Origin of the sequence: Veillonella sp. (genome assembly GCF_041333735.1) — a bacterium.
In the GTDB taxonomy this organism is placed as follows: Bacteria; Bacillota; Negativicutes; order Veillonellales; family Veillonellaceae; genus Veillonella.
Map to the genome: position 1 here is coordinate 1541375 of NZ_JBGKFB010000001.1, position 19717 is coordinate 1561091.

The 19717-nt window shown below is 36.8% G+C and carries 20 protein-coding genes; 18 read left to right on the plus strand and 2 right to left on the minus strand.

Annotation, left to right across the window (positions count from 1 at the left end; genetic code table 11):
* Positions 1 to 6 precede the first annotated feature (6 nt).
* From ACDF53_RS07055 to ACDF53_RS07120, 14 genes are all read left to right on the plus strand, one after another.
* On the plus strand, positions 7 to 729 hold the full coding sequence (locus tag ACDF53_RS07055; RefSeq protein WP_370815846.1) for a 2-C-methyl-D-erythritol 4-phosphate cytidylyltransferase: 723 nt from the start codon (positions 7 to 9) through the stop codon (positions 727 to 729).
* Positions 722 to 1771, plus strand: a complete 1050-nt coding sequence (locus ACDF53_RS07060; RefSeq protein ID WP_370815847.1) for an NAD-dependent epimerase/dehydratase family protein — start codon at positions 722 to 724, stop codon at positions 1769 to 1771. The genes ACDF53_RS07055 and ACDF53_RS07060 overlap by 8 nt, the downstream gene beginning before the upstream one ends.
* On the plus strand, positions 1768 to 2835 hold the full coding sequence (locus ACDF53_RS07065) for a glycosyltransferase (protein WP_370815848.1): 1068 nt from the start codon (positions 1768 to 1770) through the stop codon (positions 2833 to 2835). Before ACDF53_RS07060 ends, ACDF53_RS07065 begins: the two co-directional genes overlap by 4 nt.
* Before the next feature lie 19 nt (positions 2836 to 2854).
* Complete coding sequence (locus ACDF53_RS07070; protein WP_370815849.1) at positions 2855 to 4096, plus strand: O-antigen ligase family protein; 1242 nt, start codon at positions 2855 to 2857, stop codon at positions 4094 to 4096.
* On the plus strand, positions 4074 to 5006 hold the full coding sequence (locus tag ACDF53_RS07075) for an ATP-grasp fold amidoligase family protein (protein WP_316061636.1): 933 nt from the start codon (positions 4074 to 4076) through the stop codon (positions 5004 to 5006). Before ACDF53_RS07070 ends, ACDF53_RS07075 begins: the two co-directional genes overlap by 23 nt.
* Entirely contained in the window at positions 4984 to 6123 is a 1140-nt protein-coding gene (locus tag ACDF53_RS07080) for a CapA family protein (protein WP_370815850.1), read from the plus strand. Before ACDF53_RS07075 ends, ACDF53_RS07080 begins: the two co-directional genes overlap by 23 nt.
* A complete protein-coding gene (locus ACDF53_RS07085) occupies positions 6123 to 7574 on the plus strand; it encodes a lipopolysaccharide biosynthesis protein (protein WP_370815851.1) in 1452 nt (483 codons plus the stop codon). Before ACDF53_RS07080 ends, ACDF53_RS07085 begins: the two co-directional genes overlap by 1 nt.
* 26 nt (positions 7575 to 7600) lie before the next feature.
* Positions 7601 to 8698 carry an NAD-dependent epimerase/dehydratase family protein gene (locus ACDF53_RS07090; RefSeq protein ID WP_370815852.1) on the plus strand — a complete coding sequence of 366 codons (1098 nt, stop codon included), beginning with the start codon at positions 7601 to 7603 and terminating at the stop codon, positions 8696 to 8698.
* Entirely contained in the window at positions 8699 to 9865 is a 1167-nt protein-coding gene (locus tag ACDF53_RS07095; RefSeq protein WP_370815853.1) for a nucleotide sugar dehydrogenase, read from the plus strand.
* A 34-nt stretch (positions 9866 to 9899) separates the two neighbouring features.
* Positions 9900 to 10346 (plus strand): VanZ family protein, encoded by a 447-nt coding sequence (locus tag ACDF53_RS07100; protein ID WP_370815854.1) that lies wholly within the window; start codon positions 9900 to 9902, stop codon positions 10344 to 10346.
* Between the two features lie 263 nt (positions 10347 to 10609).
* Positions 10610 to 11413, plus strand: a complete 804-nt coding sequence (locus tag ACDF53_RS07105) for a CpsB/CapC family capsule biosynthesis tyrosine phosphatase (RefSeq protein ID WP_298633048.1) — start codon at positions 10610 to 10612, stop codon at positions 11411 to 11413.
* Between the two features lie 244 nt (positions 11414 to 11657).
* On the plus strand, positions 11658 to 13808 hold the full coding sequence (gene nrdD, locus ACDF53_RS07110; RefSeq protein ID WP_060924760.1) for an anaerobic ribonucleoside-triphosphate reductase: 2151 nt from the start codon (positions 11658 to 11660) through the stop codon (positions 13806 to 13808).
* Positions 13809 to 13945: 137 nt separating this feature from the next.
* The gene (gene nrdG, locus ACDF53_RS07115; RefSeq protein ID WP_039969258.1) at positions 13946 to 14443 is read left to right on the plus strand and encodes an anaerobic ribonucleoside-triphosphate reductase activating protein; all 498 of its coding nucleotides are present in this window, start codon (positions 13946 to 13948) and stop codon (positions 14441 to 14443) included.
* 2 nt (positions 14444 to 14445) lie between these two features.
* Positions 14446 to 15684 (plus strand): chloride channel protein, encoded by a 1239-nt coding sequence (locus ACDF53_RS07120; RefSeq protein WP_370815855.1) that lies wholly within the window; start codon positions 14446 to 14448, stop codon positions 15682 to 15684.
* A 165-nt stretch (positions 15685 to 15849) separates the two neighbouring features.
* Here ACDF53_RS07120 and ACDF53_RS07125 read toward each other — a convergent pair whose 3' ends face one another.
* Both ACDF53_RS07125 and ACDF53_RS07130 read right to left on the minus strand, forming a co-directional pair.
* Entirely contained in the window at positions 15850 to 16398 is a 549-nt protein-coding gene (locus tag ACDF53_RS07125) for a gamma carbonic anhydrase family protein (RefSeq protein WP_005386984.1), read from the minus strand.
* A gap of 17 nt (positions 16399 to 16415) precedes the next feature.
* The gene (locus tag ACDF53_RS07130) at positions 16416 to 17369 is read right to left on the minus strand and encodes a nitronate monooxygenase (RefSeq protein WP_005386983.1); all 954 of its coding nucleotides are present in this window, start codon (positions 17367 to 17369) and stop codon (positions 16416 to 16418) included.
* A gap of 531 nt (positions 17370 to 17900) precedes the next feature.
* Between ACDF53_RS07130 and ACDF53_RS07135 the strand changes: the two genes are divergently transcribed.
* The 4 genes from ACDF53_RS07135 to fapR all read left to right on the plus strand — a co-directional run bounded on the left by ACDF53_RS07135 (position 17901) and on the right by fapR (position 19716).
* On the plus strand, positions 17901 to 18035 hold the full coding sequence (locus tag ACDF53_RS07135) for a rubredoxin (RefSeq protein WP_004693422.1): 135 nt from the start codon (positions 17901 to 17903) through the stop codon (positions 18033 to 18035).
* 101 nt (positions 18036 to 18136) lie between these two features.
* Positions 18137 to 18649, plus strand: coding sequence for a DUF177 domain-containing protein (locus tag ACDF53_RS07140; RefSeq protein ID WP_370815856.1), 513 nt, complete (start codon positions 18137 to 18139; stop codon positions 18647 to 18649).
* 25 nt (positions 18650 to 18674) lie between these two features.
* Positions 18675 to 18851 (plus strand): 50S ribosomal protein L32, encoded by a 177-nt coding sequence (rpmF, locus tag ACDF53_RS07145; protein WP_004693428.1) that lies wholly within the window; start codon positions 18675 to 18677, stop codon positions 18849 to 18851.
* A 304-nt stretch (positions 18852 to 19155) separates the two neighbouring features.
* Positions 19156 to 19716, plus strand: coding sequence for a transcription factor FapR (fapR, locus tag ACDF53_RS07150; RefSeq protein ID WP_105085443.1), 561 nt, complete (start codon positions 19156 to 19158; stop codon positions 19714 to 19716).
* Position 19717: the final 1 nt, after the last annotated feature.

The following is a 19717-nucleotide window of genomic DNA, read 5'->3' on the forward strand; positions in this document are numbered from 1 at the left end:
GGGCCTATGAAACGAATAGCAGTAATCTTTGCGGGTGGCGTAGGTGCTCGTATGAATAACAGCAAGACGCCAAAACAGTTTCTTGAATGGAACGGTAGACCTATTTTGATACAAACTTTAGATGTATTTGAACAAACGGACTTAATTGATGGCATTGTTCTAGCCTGCAAAGCAGAGTGGATTGATCACACCAAGAACCTCATCAAAGAGGCTGGTTTAAAAAAGGTTCTATCCATTGTTCCAGGTGGAGAAAGTGCTTTAGATTCTCAATATAATGGATTGGCAGAAGCGAAGCGTTTATTTCCTAATGAAGATGTTACCGTATTGATTCACGATGGTGTTAGACCGCTTGTAGATAAGGAAACAATAGAGAGAAATATCGAATCTGTAGAAACAAAGGGGTCTGCTATCACTGTTACACCTGCTATTGAAACCGTTATGATTACAGATAATGGTTCTATCAATCGAATATTAAATCGTAGTCAATGCCTTATGGCAAAAGCACCTCAAAGCTTTAAACTAGACGATATTCTATCGGTTCATGATCGAGCAAAAGCAGAAGGTACTCATAATTTTATAGACTCTGCGTCCATGATGATGCATTATGGCTACACTCTATATCCAGTATTAGGGGAGACGGAAAATATAAAGATTACGACACCATCTGATTATTATATGTTCACAGGTATTATTAAGAACCGCGAATTAGGAGGATTACAAGATGAGTAATTCCGTTATTAAACGCGAGTTAGCAGCTTTACTACAAGATAAAGAGTACTTTGATTTCCTCTGCCATCAGCGTGTTTTAGTGACAGGTGCGACGGGACTCATTGGCTCTATGTTTATAAAACTGCTTATACTTGCCAATGAGACATATAATCTGGATATAAAGGTAATAGGCCATGTTCGTAGTCATGACAAAGCACAGGCTATTCTAGGTGACTATTTAGATAATGATTCTATTACACTTATCGATGGTTCTTTAGAATCTATTGATGTGCCTTGTGACTATATTTTACATGGTGCAGCACCAACACAATCTAAGTTCTTTATGGAGCATCCTGTAGAAACGATTCGTACTTCGATTCATGGTACGGAAGCTATGCTTGAACTAGGCCGTCATAAAACGGTAAAGAAACTTGTATACCTATCGAGCATGGAACAGTATGGTGTGCCTTATGAATCTGGACAAGTAATGACTGAAGAACGATTAGGTTATTTAGATCATTTAAATGTGCGTAGCTCTTATTCTGAAAGTAAGAGATTATGTGAGTGTTATTGTAAGTCCTATGCTGTAGAATTTGGAGTTCCTGCTGTTATAGCTAGACTTGCTCAAACTTTTGGACCAGGTGTTCCAATTTCCGATAATCGCGTATTTATGCAATTCACTAAAAGTGCTCTAAAAAATGAAAATATTGTACTTCATACAAAGGGCGATTCTATGTCTAATTATTGCTATATTACGGATGCATTAACGGGCATTTTAACCCTTATGAAGGACGGCGAAGCTGGTGAAGCATACAATGTATGCCATGATGAGGAAACTCGCTCCATAGCAAGTATTGCGCATCTAGTAGCTACGCATGTAAGTCATGGAAAAAGTGAAGTAGTTTTTGACATTCCAGAAGATGTACAGGGTTTGGGATACGCACCGACAGTTCACATGTTCTTAAGCTCTAAGAAGTTGAAATCTTTAGGTTGGCAGCCTAAAGTGTCAATGGCACAAGCCTATGTAAGACTTGCAGAATATATCCAAGAGGAAGGCTTATGAAAAAGGAAATAATTATTGTTACCATCTCCCTCGGTAACGATGGGGCTGAACGCATTTTAACAGAGTTAGCTCGTCAGTGGGTGCATGATGGTCACCATATTACGGTTATCCAAACAAGCCCTAATCGTTATGGTAATGAATATGCTTTAGAGGAAGGTATTGAACAAATTCAGATTCATACTACAAGCTCTAATAAAGTAATTCGCTTTATTCAGGAAATTAAAGAGCTGATCAAGATTTTGAAGACAAGAACTAACGCAACATGCTTATCGTTTTTGTCAGCATCGAGCTTTATTCTCGCCATTAGCTCTTGGTTTGTGAAGAATCGCATCGTCTTTTCGGAGCGAAATAATCCGCGCAAGGTGCCTATTGGTTGGCATCAACAAGCATTGCGTAATTTTGCCTTTCGCTTTGCTGATGCGTTAGTATTCCAAACGGAGGATGCTCGTTCATATTTCCCTGAATCTGTACAAAAGCGTGGTGTTATCATTCCAAATCCTATTAATGGTAAATTGCCACCACCAATTGAGGGGGAACGTGAAAAGACGATCGTTACAGCTTGTCGATTACATCCTCAGAAGAACTTGCCTATGATGATCAATGCATTTAGTATGCTAGCAGATGAGTTCCCAGAGTATAAACTCGTCATTTATGGCCAAGGCGTTTTAGAGGATGAACTACGAGCTCAAATTAAGTCTCTTAATTTAGAGGATAGAATTTTATTGCCTGGCTTTGCTAGTAATATTTTAGAGAAGGTCGCACCTTGTTCTATGTATGTTTCGTCATCTGATTTTGAAGGTATTTCAAACTCTATGCTTGAAGCGTTAGGCATGGGCTTGCCTACAGTTGTTACAGACTGTCCAGTAGGTGGGGCTCGTATGGTCATAACAAGTGGAGAGAATGGTATCTTGGTGCCTGTAGGAGATACACAGGCTATGTATGAAGCCATGCGTAGCGTTCTAAAAGATCCTGCACTAGCAGCTAAACTTTCCCGAGAAGCCATTAAGGTGCGTGACAAATTCCCACTATGCAAAATTGCTAAACGTTGGTTAGATGTTTTATGAGTTGTAAGGAGGAGAACCATTGAAGTTAAATATTACGGCTATTGCTGACCGCATGATATGGTTCATAACTCTAATTTTTTTAGTGTTGTCGTTGACCATTTCCTTTGCCCTTGGCGATGCGAATTATGGTGCTTATGTATTATTTGTATGCCTATTTGGACTTATTATTTGTTATCTCATTCGAGAGCGGGGAGTTATTAAATTTAGGCTTACTTGGTTGCATGGTTATATGCTCCTCTTCATTGGAGCCTGTTATCTGAGTACTATTAATGCTATAGAGCCATCTGTAGCACTCAGTCGAAGCTTTGATATCGTCAAGATATTCTTTATGCTTATCATTCTATATATGTGCTATCAAGATAAAAAATCGGTAGACACATTATTAAAGATTGGTATGTGGACTGGCTATATAGTTTGTTTTTATACTGTATATTTCTATGGTTTAGATTATTTTATTACCGTTTTGTCATCTTCTGCTCGAATTGCCAATGATGCATTAAATGCGAATACAGTAGGTTTATTAGGGGCCAATGCGATCGTTATGACATTGTATTATATGTTGTATGATCGTCCTCGTTGGTGGAATATTATAGCCTTACCTACATTGGGAATTTTAGCGGCTACCGGCAGTCGTAAAGCGTTAGTGTTCGTTGTTGTTGGTACAGTCTTACTATTTGTATTTAAAAGTTTACGCAGTGCTAATGTAGTGAATTCTATTGCTAAGATTATTGGGTCATTGTTAGCTCTTACTATCATTGGTATTGCAGTTTTACAATTGCCTATGTTTTCAGAGGTACTAGACCGTATGTCGAGTATGGTGGATGCCTTTTCTGGTACTGGTGGCGATTCATCAACTATTATCCGTATGGCTTTGGTTGATATTGGATGGGATTTATTTTATCAATCCCCTATAACTGGGGTTGGCGTAAATAACCCTTCAGTATTTACCTATTTCGTATACGGTAAAGAGAATTACTACTTACATAATAACTATATTGAACTATTAGCAGGTACAGGTGTAATTGGCTTATTGGCGTATTACTCAATGTATATATACATTGCCTATAACTTAATTCGTTATCGGAACTTTCATAGTAATGAATACGTAATGGTACTGATTCTATTCCTTTCTCAAATTGTTATGGATATGGGCATGGTTTCTTATGAAAGTAAAAGTACATATTTTTATATGATGATGTTTTATTTAGAGGTGCAATTGCTCCGGAAAGGACGTAAAAATGAAGCTCAGCAAGTTGTGTAAAGTTGGCATGTCCTTTTTAACAAAACCTTACTATCGCACGAGAGTATTGATCAAATTAGGTTATTATGACTCTTTATCTGATGAAGAGTTTTTAAAGAAGGTATTTCCTAAATACATGGGATATCCTTTAGATTTAGAGAATCCAAAAACTTTCAGCGAAAAGTTACAATGGCTAAAGGTTAATTATAGAGAGCCTGTACAAACGGTCATGGTAGATAAGCATGAGGCTAAAAATTTTATTGCTCACCGTGTAGGTGATCAATATATAATTCCCACCCTTGCTGTTTGGAACTCCGTAGAGGATATTGATTTTGATGCGTTGCCTAATCAGTTTGTGTTGAAGTGTACACATGATAGTGGGGGCATCGTTATTTGTAAAGATAAGTCATCCCTTGATCGGGAAGCCGCCAAAGCTAAATTAAGAACATCCTTAAAACGGGACTATTCACGTATTGCTAGGGAGTGGCCTTATAAGGAGGTTCCTCGTCGGATTATCGCAGAGGAATACTTATCTGAATTAGGTAGCAATGAAATCTTAGATTATAAGATGTATTGTTTCCACGGTGAACCAAAGATGACAGTAGTTTGTTCTGACCGTTTTTCTAAAACTGGAACGCGTATGAACTTCTATGATATTGATTGGAAACCTATGGGTATTCATTTTGGTCATTATCCACCGTTGCCAACAGAGTTCCCGAGACCTGAAACATATGATGAGATGTTAAGACTTGCTACGGAACTTAGTAAAGACTGCCCGTTTTTACGTGTTGATTTCTATGAAATAAAGGGACGACTGTATATTGGAGAGTTAACGTTCTTCCCTGGTGCGGGATTAGAACAGTTTCGTCCTATATCAAAAGATTATGAATTGGGAGAGTGGTTACACCTTGAAACTGTACATCGGAGCTGATTTTGTTCCTACGGATATAAATAGAGTATTATTTGAAACTGGTAATATAGAAGCTTTAGTTGGTAAAGAATTATTAGGACTCTTTAAGCAATCTGATTTAAATGTGTTTAATCTAGAGGTACCCTTAACTGATGCATCTACACCGATTGATAAATTTGGTAATAATTTAAAGTCGCCTACGAAAACAATATACGGTTATAAGGCTTTAGAACCTATATTTTTAACACTGGCTAATAATCACTCCTTAGACCATGGTGTGGAAGGCTTAACTACTACATTGGAGTTATTAAAAAAGCATGATATTAAAAATGCCGGTGCTGGTGCTAATGTAAAGGAAGCTAAAAAGCCGTTTATCTTTGAAAAGGACGGTATACGCATAGGGTTTTATATGTGTGCAGAACATGAGTTTACCGTTGCCTCTTGTCATACAATGGGGGCCAATCCCTTTGATGTATTAGAAAGCTTTGATGATGTTGAAGCACTAAAGAAGACCTGTGATTATGTCATCGTTTTATATCATGGTGGGAAGGAATTTTATCGCTATCCATCACCAATGCTACAGAGATATTGCCGTAAATTTGTTGATAAAGGGGCAGACCTTGTCGTTTGTCAACATAGTCATTGTATAGGCTCTCGTGAAGACTATGGCAATGGGACTATTATTTATGGTCAAGGTAACTTTATCTTTAACTCCGAATTCTATATACAGCATAAGGAGTTTGTTAAAGACTCTTTATTAATCAATGTAGAGGCAACAAAGGATAGTTTTATTATCTCTGAAGTGCCAATTCGTAGTACGGAAATGGGAACGCGTTTAGCTACTGAGTCAGAAGCAGATGAAACTTTGACAGCCTATAAACAACGAAGTGAACACATTAGAGATGCTCATTTTGTAGTACAAGCCTATAAAGATTTTGCCGATACACATGTAAAGCGTTATTTACGTGAATTTATTGGTAGATCATTTATTATACGTGCAATCAATGCATTATTTGGTCGAAAATTAATGCAACTCCTATTAGGAAAAACAAGTTATTTGGCAATCCAAAACTACTTAGAATGTGAAGCTCACCATGAATTATTCTTGCGGGGCATTAAGAATATCAATAGAAAATAATGGATACTAAAATAGTAGCTGCTGCTAAATGGTCTGTCATAACAGAAGTTTTAGCAAAGCTTATTACACCACTAACAAATATAATATTGGCCCATATGCTAGCGCCTACGGCGTTTGGTATATTGGCAACGATTATGATGGTTATATCCTTTGCAGAGATGCTTGCTGATGCAGGATTTCAAAAGTTTCTTGTACAGCATGAATTTGAAAGTGATAAAGAGAAACAGGAGGCTACAGATGTAGCTTTTATTGCCAACTTAGTGCTTTCTCTAGTCTTATGGGGGGCTATTATAGTCGGTCGTGATGAGTTGGCTATATTGGTCGGTAATGATGGTTTAGGTATACCGTTAGCTGTAATGGGGGCCATGATTCCGCTATCTGCTTTTAGCAGTGTACAGATGGCATTATACAGACGGGATTTTAATTTTAAGTTTCTTCTTAATATCCGGCTCATTACAATTCTAACGCCTATATTGATATCGATACCTATGGCACTCATGGGATATGACTATTGGTCGTTAATCGCCGGTATGTTAGGGGCTCAGTTGTTTACGGCTTTGGCCTTATTAAAGAGCAGGAAGAATCAAATCCATTTATTCTTTAGTGGGCAGGTCTTTATGAAGATGTTCAGCTATAGTGCATGGTCACTAGCAGAGGCATTTTCAATATGGCTTACCGCTTGGGTGGATACCTTCATTATTAGTCGCTTCTTAGACGCCTATTATTTAGGAATATACAAAATGCCTATGGCTATTGTAACGACTGTTATGGCTATGGCCACTTCATCATTGGCACCGGTTTTATTTGCAGCCTTAAGTCGAGTTCAGAATGATCAACAAGCATTTTCAAATACATTCTTTACCTTCCAACGCTATATGGCTCTATTCTTAGTGCCTATAGGGGTGGGATTGTTTGTATTCCAAGATTTTGTTGTGAATCTATTGCTGGGACCACAATGGAAATTGGCAGGTATCGTATTAGGTTCTTGGGCATTAAGCTCAGCTATTATGACTGTTACGGCTAATCTCATTTCCGAAATATTTCGTGCAAAAGGAGTTCCTAATTTATCATTCTGGACTCAAATATTACATTTAGTTGTATTAATACCAGTCATTTATATTTGTATTCAGTATGACTTTAGTACATTTGTCTATGCTCGCTCAATAGTACGCATGGAAATGTTAATGGTTGCTATGATTTTCTTAGCATTATTTATACATATGAGTGCTCTCCGGGTGATTACTAATATAGGTGTATATCTAGTTACCGCATCTATTGTTGGCGCTATTGCGTATAGTGTTTTACATATATATGATGCGGTGTGGTGGACTATAGTTTGTATGATGTTATGCGTAATACTATATGTGGTTATTTTATGTATCATTCCATCTGAGCGTACCATTATTACTTCTGGCGTTAATAAAGTGTTACGTAAAGTAAGACGCTCATAATTAACAGAACTATGAAAGGAGTACATATGCTTTCAAAAAATGTAGATTTAAACAATACGGTGATCCTAGTAACGGGAGCCGCTGGATTTGTAGGGGCTAATCTCGTTATGTCCCTTTTATCTGAAGCAGAAGGAACTCAAATTATCGGCATAGATTCTGTTAATGATTACTATGACGTGGCTTTAAAGGATTATCGTTTGCAACAAATTGATGAGATGAGCAAAGATAATAAAAATACGTGGATCTTTAAAAAAGGTAATATTGCAGATAAGGCTTTTATTGAAGAAATCTTTTATACCTATAAACCACGTGTTGTTGTTAACTTAGCAGCACAAGCTGGTGTTCGTTACTCTATTACAAACCCAGATGCTTATATCGAGTCTAATATTATTGGTTTCTACAATATATTAGAGGCTTGTCGTCATTCGTATGATAACGGTGAAAGTGGAGTAGAGCATTTAGTCTATGCATCATCTTCTTCCGTATACGGTGCGAATAAACAAATCCCATACTCTACAGAGCATAAAGTAGATAACCCAGTTTCTCTGTATGCGGCTACTAAAAAATCAAATGAATTATTGGCTTATTCGTATGCCAAGTTATATAACATTCCTAGTACAGGGCTTCGTTTCTTCACTGTGTACGGTCCAGCAGGTCGTCCAGATATGGCATACTTTGGCTTTACTAATACGTTGCGGAACGGTGGCACTATAAAAATCTTTAACTATGGTAACTGTAAACGTGACTTTACCTATATCGATGATATAGTAGAGGGCGTATCTAAGGTAATGTGTGCAGCTCCAGAACGTCGCAACGGTGCCGATGGTTTACCGGTTCCTCCGTATGCTATTTATAATATTGGCAATAGTCATCCTGAAAATCTTCTAGATTTTGTGCGTATTCTTTCAGAGGAATTAGTTGCTGCGGGCGTATTACCAGAGGATTATAATTTTGAAGACCATAAAGAATTAGTGGCGATGCAACCAGGCGATGTACCTGTTACCTATGCAGATACAAGTGCTCTAGAAGAAGATTTTGGATTCAAGCCAAATACATCTTTACGTGAAGGGTTACGGAAATTTGCTATATGGTATAAAGCGTTTTACATGACGGAGGGCAAATAAATGAAGATTGCAATTGCTGGTACAGGCTATGTAGGCCTTTCAAATGGTGTTTTATTAGCACAACATAATGAAGTGGTGGCCCTCGATATTATCCCTGAAAAGGTTGAAATGCTAAATCGCAAAGAGTCGCCTATTGTAGATGCGGAATTGCAGGAGTATTTAGCTACTAAGAAGTTAAACTTTAAAGCTACATTAGATCCTGTAGAAGCTTTTAAAGGTGCTGAGTATGTTATTATTTCAACGCCTACTAACTACGATCCTCAAAAGAACTTTTTTGATACCTCTTCTGTAGAACAAGTTATTAAAACAGTATTAGATATTAATCCAGATGCTGTTATGATTATTAAGTCCACTGTGCCAGTTGGGTACACCGTTCAAATGCGTAAGGAATTTAATACAGAGAACTTGATATTCTCTCCAGAGTTCTTACGCGAAGGTAAAGCTTTATATGATAATTTACATCCTTCCCGTATTGTAGTAGGGGAAGACTCTGAACGGGCCCGCCGTTTTGGACAACTCTTAGCTGATGGTGCTATTAAGGAACATGTACCTCAATTATATACAGATTCTACGGAAGCAGAAGCGATTAAATTATTTGCTAATACGTATTTAGCTTTGCGCGTTGCATACTTTAATGAGTTAGATTCTTATGCTGAGGTTCGTGGCCTTAGTACAAGTCAAATTATTAATGGTGTTTGTTTAGATCCTCGTATTGGAGACTTCTATAATAATCCATCCTTTGGTTATGGTGGGTATTGTTTGCCAAAAGATACTAAGCAATTATTAGCTAACTATAATGATGTTCCACAAAATTTAATCTCTGCTATTGTAGATGCTAATAGAACTCGTAAAGATCATGTTGCAGATGTTATTATAGGGAAGAATCCTAAAATTGTTGGTATTTATCGCTTGACGATGAAAATGAATTCTGATAATTTTAGAGCATCTGCAATTCAAGGTGTAATGAAGCGTATCAAGGCAAAGGGGATTGCTGTAGTTGTTTATGAACCGACTCTTGATGCAGAAGATTTCTTTAATTCACCTGTTATTCGCAACTTTGAAGACTTTAAACGTGTTAGTGACGTTATAGTGGCTAATCGTTGGGATAAGAGCTTAGAAGATGTGAAGGGTAAAGTTTATACAAGAGATATTTTTGACCGCGATTAAGATAGATATGTATTATGGCGTTTAGGAGAGTAATATGAAACGTTGGATACTATATATTCTATTAGGTCTAATTGTATTTTTTATATGGGATAATTCGATGCAAAATGGCGGATCTTCAGATGGAATTAGCTTGCTCTTTGCAGAGATCTTTGCTCCTATAGTAAATAAGTTAGGCTTTCATGGAAATATATGGACCTTGAATAGGATTGTTCGAAAGTTAGCCCATCTTACAGAGTTTACAATCCTTGGTGGTGTTTTATATACGATTCTACGTCGATATATTACATACGGTACCGTAATAAAGACCATAGGTTTAGGCATGTTGATAGCTAGTCTTGATGAATTTATACAATTGTTTTCACCAGGGCGTAGCTCTCAGATTTCTGATATTTTGATTGATACTGTTGGTGTTGTTATTGGTATTCTAATAGTGAAGCTAGTTCATTACATCAGGTATAAACGAAGTACATTTAAAAATTAAATTGTTAATAATATACAAATATGTAAAAATACCTCATAATCTTAGCGATTATGAGGTATTTTTAATGAAGATAACATGAAAATATAAAAAATATATTAAATGAACATATTATAATTTATCTATTTTTATATAAAAACCACTGTACAAGCCACTTTTCCCTTGATATAATCATGAATAGAAAATGAAAAATAAATGAGATAAACATGAACTTTATAAAGAGAACGATTTCTGTAAGGGATTATCGTAAGTAGAAGGGAAAGAATATGAATCGCGTGGTTGACTTACATGGTTGCATTTTGCCAGCTGTGTTAGGGCCTCAAGGGCCACAAACAATGGCAGAATCAGTAAAAATGATAAAATCTTTGGCTGAACAAGGTATTACAGATATTTTTAGTACACCTGATGTAACCGTATCTATGGATATGAATACATGGGATGAGATGGAAACAACATTGAATGATGTGAAGCTTGCTGTAGGGGAACAACAAGTGGATGTAACTATTCATGGTGGTGCTCGAGTTTTGCTTTGTGATGAAATGATTGAATATATTGCTTCTCATCGCAATCAATATCTATTGGGAAATAGCCATTTTATGTTAGTGTCCATTCCTGAAAATAGCAAAGTCCATCACATTAATGCATGGTTGCTAGCTTTGCTTAATATGGGGATTGTTCCTATCATTAGTGAAGTAGAGACACATCGTCAATTGTTTACTAAACCAGAGCAATTGTTGGAATGGGTAGATAAAGGGATACTAATTCAATGTAATATGGCTTCCTTTAATCATAGCAATGCTAACTATCATAGAGCTATTGAATTATATCGCAATGGTCTAATTCACTTCTTTGGTACTGGTTACTGTAATGAAAGTGATGTACAAGCACATCAAGGCTACGTAGAAGCTATTTCTAAATTAGATAGTACGTACAAAAAAGATTTGTTGCCGAATATTCATCTCAATGAACGCGATCTTTTAGCTGATCGCACATTCTATCCAGCGGTTCCTTCTAGTTGGGTAGGTCAAAAATCCAATTTCTTGACACGTCTATTTGGTTTTACATTATAATTTATATAGGTTCTTTTATTCATGCTGTATTGGCATGGCTAAAAGAGCCTATTTTTACTTTATATTGTATTTGTTCTTGAAAACAACCACCATATATAGTATACTGAGTTAGCGGTAAAAATAGAGAGTTTAGTCATAATTCTTTACATTTTTACATATAAATTTATAAAAAGTATGGTATACCATACTTTTTTCTATGTCTTAACATATATTTCAGCGGTAACAAAATGGGGAGGTTGCCAATATGTTGCAGGTCATTAAACGGGATGGTACAAAGGTACCATTTGATAAGAATAAGATTGCTTTGGCTATAGAAAAAGCTGAGCATAGTAGTACAGGGTTGTACGAAGAGGGGTTGGCACAGCGTATTGCTGATGAAATTGAAGAATATGCTACAAAGCTCCAAAAAGACATGACAATTTATGCTATTGAAGATCAAGTGTATTATAAGTTGATTGAGTATCATAATCCTGCAACGGCACGTGCCTATGAAGGTTACAAAGCTGTTCAAGCTTTTAAACGCCGTCAAAATACTACTGATGATGATGTAATCGGTTTATTAGATCGCAGTAATGTCAGCGTTCTCGATGAAAACTCTAATAAGGATGCTGCTATTGTATCTACACAACGTGATTTAATTGCCGGTGAAGTATCTAAGGATATTGCTCGTCGTAAATTAATTCCTACAGATATTTTAGAAGCCCATGATAGTGGTGCTATTCACTTCCATGATATGGATTACATTATCCAGCCTATGTTTAACTGTTGCTTGATCAATTTGGAAGATATGCTAACAAATGGTACGGTTATCAATGGTAAGAAAATTGATACACCTAAATCCTTCCAAGTTGCATGTACAGTAACAACGCAAATTATTGCACAAGTTGCATCTGGTCAATACGGCGGTCAAAGTATCAATGGTATCGATCGCATTTTGGCGCCATTCGTACGTAAATCTTACGAAAAAATCCTCAACAATGTTATTGAAGAACAAGTTGAGATTTACGGGATGGAACCAAATATGGAAAAAGCCCGTGAAATTGCGTGGAAACGTACGCGTAAAGAGGTTAAGGATGGCATCCAAACTATCCAATATCAAATCAATACATTGATGACTACAAATGGTCAATCTCCATTTGTTACATTGTTCATGTATTTTAAACCTGATTATGAATATGCTAAAGAGGCTGCTCTTATTACAGAAGAGATTTTGCGCCAACGTATTAAGGGTGTAAAAAATGAAGCTGATGTATATATTACGCCAGCATTCCCTAAATTGATTTATGTTCTTGATGAACATAATGTAACGCCTGATAGTCCATATTACTATTTAACTGAACTTGCTGCACAATGTACTGCTAAACGCATGTATCCAGATTATATTTCCGCTAAGAAGATGAAGGAAAACTATGAGGGTAATGTATTTAGCCCAATGGGATGTCGTTCTTTCTTATCTCCTTGGAAGGATGAAAAGGGGAACTATAAGTTTGATGGGCGCTTTAATATGGGCGTTGTAAGTTTGAACTTACCTCAAATTGGTATCTTAGCTCGCGGTAGTGAAGAAAGATTCTTTGAAATTTTAGATAAACGTCTTGAATTAGCGGAAAAAGCATTACTGTTACGTTACAACTTATTAAAGGATGTAGTGAGTGATGTATCGCCAATTCATTGGCAACACGGTGCTATTGCGCGCCTAAAAAAAGGAGAGAAAATCGCTCGCTTCCTTACTGGTGGTTATGCAACAATTTCTCTTGGCTACATCGGTATTTATGAAGCAACTCGATTGATTACCGGTGAGTCTAACACAGGTGAAAAAGGTCGTGTATTTGCCATGAAAATTATGGATCGTTTAAATGATGCCATCAATCTATGGCATGATAAACATAATCTTGGCTTTGGTTTATATGGTACACCTGCTGAAAGCTTAACAAATCGATTCTCTTCTCTAGATCGTGCTCGCTTTGGTGTAATTGAAGATATTACTGATAAAGGGTATTACACTAATAGTTATCACGTTAATGTTCGTGAAGAAATCAATGTATTTGATAAGTTTAATTTTGAATCTGAATTCCAAAAGAAATCGACCGGTGGTTGTATTTCCTATGCGGAAATTCCGAATATGACTAACAATATCCCAGCTGTTTTGACTATGATTCAATATATTTATGATCATATTTCTTATGCTGAGTTTAATACCAAGTCCGACTACTGTCACGAATGTGGTTTTGATGGTGAAATTAAGGTCAATGAACATAATGAATGGGAATGTCCTCGTTGCCACAACACAAACCGCGATAAATTAACTGTAATTCGTCGTACTTGTGGTTATTTAGGTGAAAACTTCTGGAATGAAGGTCGTACGAAAGAAATCAAAGATCGTGTAATGCATATTTAAAATTATTAGAATTATAGTTACTATAAATACATGGTAAAAGCTGTGCTTAAGGCACAGCTTTTACTGTATATATGAGAAATTGAAATATATCTATATGGTGTTAATCAAAGTTGATAACCACTATTATGGAGGTAATTATGAGATATGGGCAAATAAGACAATATGATATTGCCAATGGGGAAGGTATTCGTACATCTATATTCGTAACCGGTTGTACACATTGTTGCTATAACTGTTTTAATGAAGAATACCAGAATTTTAATGCCGGTAAGGAATGGACTCAATCTGAAACTGATTTAGTTGTATCCTATGTGAAAAGTCCAACATGCTCAGGTTTAACCTTGTTAGGTGGGGAACCGTTCCAAAATGTACAAGGCTTATTACCGGTGGTGCGGGCAGTTCGTGCGGCGGCGCCAGAAAAGAAAATTTGGGCCTATTCAGGTTATACAATAGATGATATCTTAGAAGATGAGTTGAGAAGCGCTTTATTACATGAAATTGATATTCTCGTAGACGGTCGCTTTGTAGATGAACTAAAAGATCCAGCATTGCGATTTAGAGGGTCATCTAATCAACGTATTATAGACGTTAAGAAAACATTAGAAACAGGCGAAGTCGTATTAGCAATGGAGTAAGTATGGCATTTGATAAACGTTTAATAGGCCTCATAATTATCGTTGGATTTATAGCGGGATTAGTAGGGGCCTCTTATACACATTTATTACATGGAATTCAGCACTTTGTATATCATTATTCTTCTGCTGATCATATGAGTTTTGGCGCTGCTGTAGCTCGTGTATCTCCGGTAGAGCGATTGATACCATTGATTATTTGCGGTCTTATAGGCGGTGTTGGTTGGGTACTTATTCACCGATATGGTAAAGGTGTTGTAGATATTAAAACGGCTGTATCTGGTAAAATGGATATGAATCCTATTACTACTGTTTTACATGCAACTTTACAAATTATTACCGTAGGTATTGGTTCACCATTAGGGCGAGAAGTTGCACCACGTGAAGCCAGTGCAGGGATTACAACTTTTTTAGTTAAACATTTTGATATTAAACAAGAAGATCGCCAACTATTGATTGCTTGTGCAGCAGGTGCTGGCTTGGCAGCAGTTTATAATTCACCGTTATCGGCAGCGATTTTTACGTTGGAAACATTGCTTCTTACATGGAATATACGCGCTATGAGTGCTGCTCTTATATGCTGTGGATTAGCAACCTTTGTTACGAGACAGGCAGGTGTAGGGGATGTTATTCAATATACAATGGCTCAACCTAGCTTGGGCAGTCACTATGTAGAATTCTCTATCGCCTTGGGCGCTATTGTTGCTTTAGGTGTAGTTTTATTTAATATTACTCAAGGTAAGTTACCTTCTATTCATCGTAGCAGTCCTGTTATGATCCCCATATCTATCGTTGCATTTACAATTATTGGTGCCTTAGCTATGTATTTTCCTGAAATACTTGGGAATGGTAAGGCCGGGAACGAATTAACCTTTACCAATGATATTACATGGACTTATGCATTAGGATTATTTGGTTCTAAGTGGGCAGCAGTATTACTCGCATTAGCAGCAGGTGCGTATGGTGGTCGTATTACTCCATCTATGATGTTGGGCAGTACGTTAGCCATAGTATTTGGTACCATTTGGTCTATTGCTGTAGCACCTATATCATTAGGCATGGCAGCCTTCATTGGTGCCGTAGCATTCCTTGGCCTTGCTCAAAAGATGCCGATGACATCTTGTGTATTTATGCTTGAGTTATCTAGGTTTTCTGTAGAGATGTTGTTCCCTATAGCATTGACCATGGGGACAGCACTTATGGTAGAACAAATTGTTCAGGCTAAATTAAAGACTAGTAAATAGTTATTAACTAGAGTATTTATAAATGTGTATGACTACATATTTTTATTACCTTGAAATACTATAAAGGTATAATGCTATATTTAGTTATATAAAGGTATATTAAGCTTGTGAATAAAAAATAAAAGCGGATAGTTGTGATCAACTATCCGCTTTTGTTATATGTAATTATACGATTTTAGCGTTTTTATCGTATTCCTCGCCACCTGCATCAGGAAGCATACCGTATTCAATAGTCCATAAGTGTTTATATTTTAAAGCTTGGTTGTGAATACGTTCGATTTGAGTTTCGTCTGTGCGAACAATACGAGCAGGAATGCCTACTACTAAAGAGTTAGGTGGGATGACAGTGTTTTCTTTTACTACCGCACCGGCTGCAATAATAGATCCAGAGCCGATATGACAACCACTTAATACAATGGCGCCCATGCCAACTAAAACATTGTCTTCAATTGTGCTAGCGTGAACAATTGCACCATGGCCGATTGTTACGTAATCGCCAAGAATACATGCTTTATCGTCGTCTACATGTAATACAGAGTTGTCTTGTACATTAGAGTAACGACCTACTACAATCTTGTTTACATCACCACGAAGTGCACAGTTTTGCCAAATAGAAGCATATTCTTTAAGTTCTACATCACCAGCAAGTTCTGCACCGGGCATGACGCAACTTTTAGGATCTAATTTTGGATATTTTCCATGAAATGGTAACATATGGTACTCCTAATTCATTAAACAATTTCAAGAAGGCGTTGAGCCTTACGAATAGACATAATAGCTTCGTTCATTACAGATTGAACGATTGTATGAGCTGGCTCAATAGCTACAAGACGATTCAATGCTTGACCGACTTGTACAGCACCATTTACAACATCGCCATCAATAGCAGCACGTTTATTAGTGCCTTGAGACATTTTTGTACGTTCTTCAGGGGTAGTAACGCCATCAGTTTCTGCGGCCAAATAGCGAGTAGTAAATTCATTTTTTAAACTACGAACACCACCGTGGCCAGAGAGAAGACCAGTTACAACAGAATCAGTATCTGTAGCTTTGATAATGGCTTCTTTCATATTTTTGTGTGCTTGGCATTCCTCAGCAAGTAAGAAGCGAGAGCCCATTTGTACACCTTGTGCACCCATGAGTAATGCAGCGGCAAGACCGCGACCATCAACGATAGAGCCAGCTACTACTACAGGGATAGAGATTTCAGGTAAAATGTTTTCCATTAAAGACATTGTTGTTTGGCTACCGATGTGGCCACCAGCTTCCATACCTTCTACGATCATCGCATCAGCGCCAGCTTCTTCGATACGTTTAGCTAATTTAAGGGAAGGAACTACAGGGATAACCTTGATACCAGCCTCTTGAAGAGGTTTGATATATGGTACAGGGTTACCAGCACCAAGTGTTACAAAAGCAGGTTTTTCTTGGATGATAACATCTACTAACTCATCTTTATTAGGAGCCATTAACATAAGGTTAACACCGAATGGTTTATCTGTTAATTCTTTGCATGCACGAATTTCATTGCGAGTCCATTCTGCATCACGACCGCCGAGGGCGATAACGCCTGTTGCGCCAGCATTAGCAACGGCAGATACTAATTTGTGTTCAGATACCCAAGCCATAGCACCTTGGATGATAGGGTATTCAATTTGTAAAAGTTCCGTTAAAGCTGTTCTCATAAATCCTCCTATGATAACAAAATAAATGATGATTTCTCTAATCAATAGTTCATAGTAAGATAGTATAATTCTTATTATACGTATATCGCATAGAGAAGTAAGTGTTCATAAGTACATACTTATATAATAAGTTATTAGTTTATTTGTTTTGAAATATAATGTAACTATATTCTCTTATATATAATAGTATAATATATAAATTATGTACACCTTAGGCCCATATTTTCGTTAATACTACAAAAACTGTTGTTAGAATAAAGTCTATTATTTTATATTGATAGAGGGGGAGTGATGAAGAAAATTTTTGGAAAATTGAATCTAAAAGCGTCTAAATGATAATAGATTTCAAATTAATATGTAGCACAAATCCGCATATTATATATGCTTTTTAAATATTGGGAAAAATGAGAAATTAAGAAAATGAGTATTGAAAAGTTTCGATATCTTTGATATACTACATTACAGATAGAGTATCTGAATTATAAAAGATAAACATTAAACAATAATTTTCAAGTGAAGGAGGAAATACACATGGAAAAATACGTATGCGTAGTATGTGGTTGGGTTTATGATGAAGCTGTTGAAGGCGTAAAATTCGAAGATCAACCAGCTGATTATGTTTGCCCAATTTGCGGTGTTGGTAAAGACCAATTCGAAAAAATGTAATTGACTTACCAAAAAGACTATCTTGAGTCCGCTTAAGATAGTCTTTTTTATTTGACAAAGCACTATGTCATGTTTATAATATTATGAGTCGAGGTAAGATTATGAAACTGCAAGTAGAGCAAGCAAAAGAACATATAGGAAAGAAATTTCCTTATAGCTATACGATACCATCCTCTAAGCTTGGTGACGTAACTGCTTTTCCTTGGAGCCGTCATGATATAACCATTAATGGTGAGTTTTGGTTTGATGGTCAAAATTACATCGTTCAAGGTTCGATAGAGTCTAAAGGCGATTACGAATGTTCTCGTTGTTTAACTACAACAGAGCAAAATCGTAAGGATTCCTTTGAGGAAATCTTTAGTGACTCTAGAGAGGCTACTGAAGATGTGATTCCTTTCGATGGAGAGGAAATTGACTTAACCGAACTAATTAGGGATACATTAATCATCAATGAGCCCTCTCAAGTGTTATGTCAGGATGATTGCAAAGGATTGTGCGTTCATTGCGGAGCAAATTTAAATGTTTCACCTTGTTCTTGTGAATCCTTTGTGGTGGATCCTCGATTTGCAGAGTTACGTGCTTTGCTTGATGAGAAAGATGATAGATTGTCCTAATGATTGTACTAAGGAGGTGCAGATAATGGCAGTACCTAAGCGTAGATTGTCTAAATGCCGTCGCGATCGCCGTCGTGCTAATTGGAAATTAGAAGCTCCTGGTTATGTAGCATGCCCACAATGCCACGAACCTAAGATGCCTCATCGTGTTTGCCCTACATGTGGTCACTATAAAGGTGAGCAAGTAGTAGCTAATGCTTAATATGTGAGCTAAAAAAAGACGCCTACTGTAGTAGGCGTCTTTTTTGTATACTTTTAGTAATATATAACTTAATATACTTGATATGCATTAGTCAGTGCCATTATTTTATAGTAATATAAAGCTGTAGAATAGTGGCATTTTTTATACTTTTATAAACAAAAAGATACCTAAATATAAAATAATAACTATATTTAGTATATATGAGGAAAATCTGTTACTATATGTATGAAAAGCCTTGCCAATAGGGGAATTATTGTATATACTTAGGATGTAATATTAATACTAGGTCATAAAAGGTGGTCCCATGAGTCGGTTAAAGAAGCAAGAGCGCCAAAAGCAGTTACAAGAAAAACTGAATATTACGCCATTTCTTACTGATGAAGAATTGGCAACACACTTTAATGTAAGTGTGCCAACTATTCGTCTTGATCGACTAGAGTTGGGGATTCCTGAATTGCGTGAACGCATACGCGTCATGGCTACAGGTCAATCACAAGAAGCGGTAGAACATGTACCGTACGAAGTGGTTGGTGAACTGATCGATGTTACGGAAGGACAACAAGCATTATCAATGCTACGTACTACTTCTGACATGGAAGATCGATTTGGACATGTAGAGCCACAGTATTTATATGCTCAAGCAAATTCCCTCGCAAAGGTAGTCATGGGGACTACTGTTTGTTCTGCGGAGGTTGGAAATATAAAATATAAAAACCCAGTTGGAGCTGGTACTAATCTGGTGGCAAAAGCAGAAATTGTGCGTCGCCGTGGTAATAAGTTCTTTATTTGGGTCATTATAAGAGATAAAATAAAAGAAGTATTTCGCGCAAAATTTATTATGGAATCCGTAGAGAATAGGGTGTAGA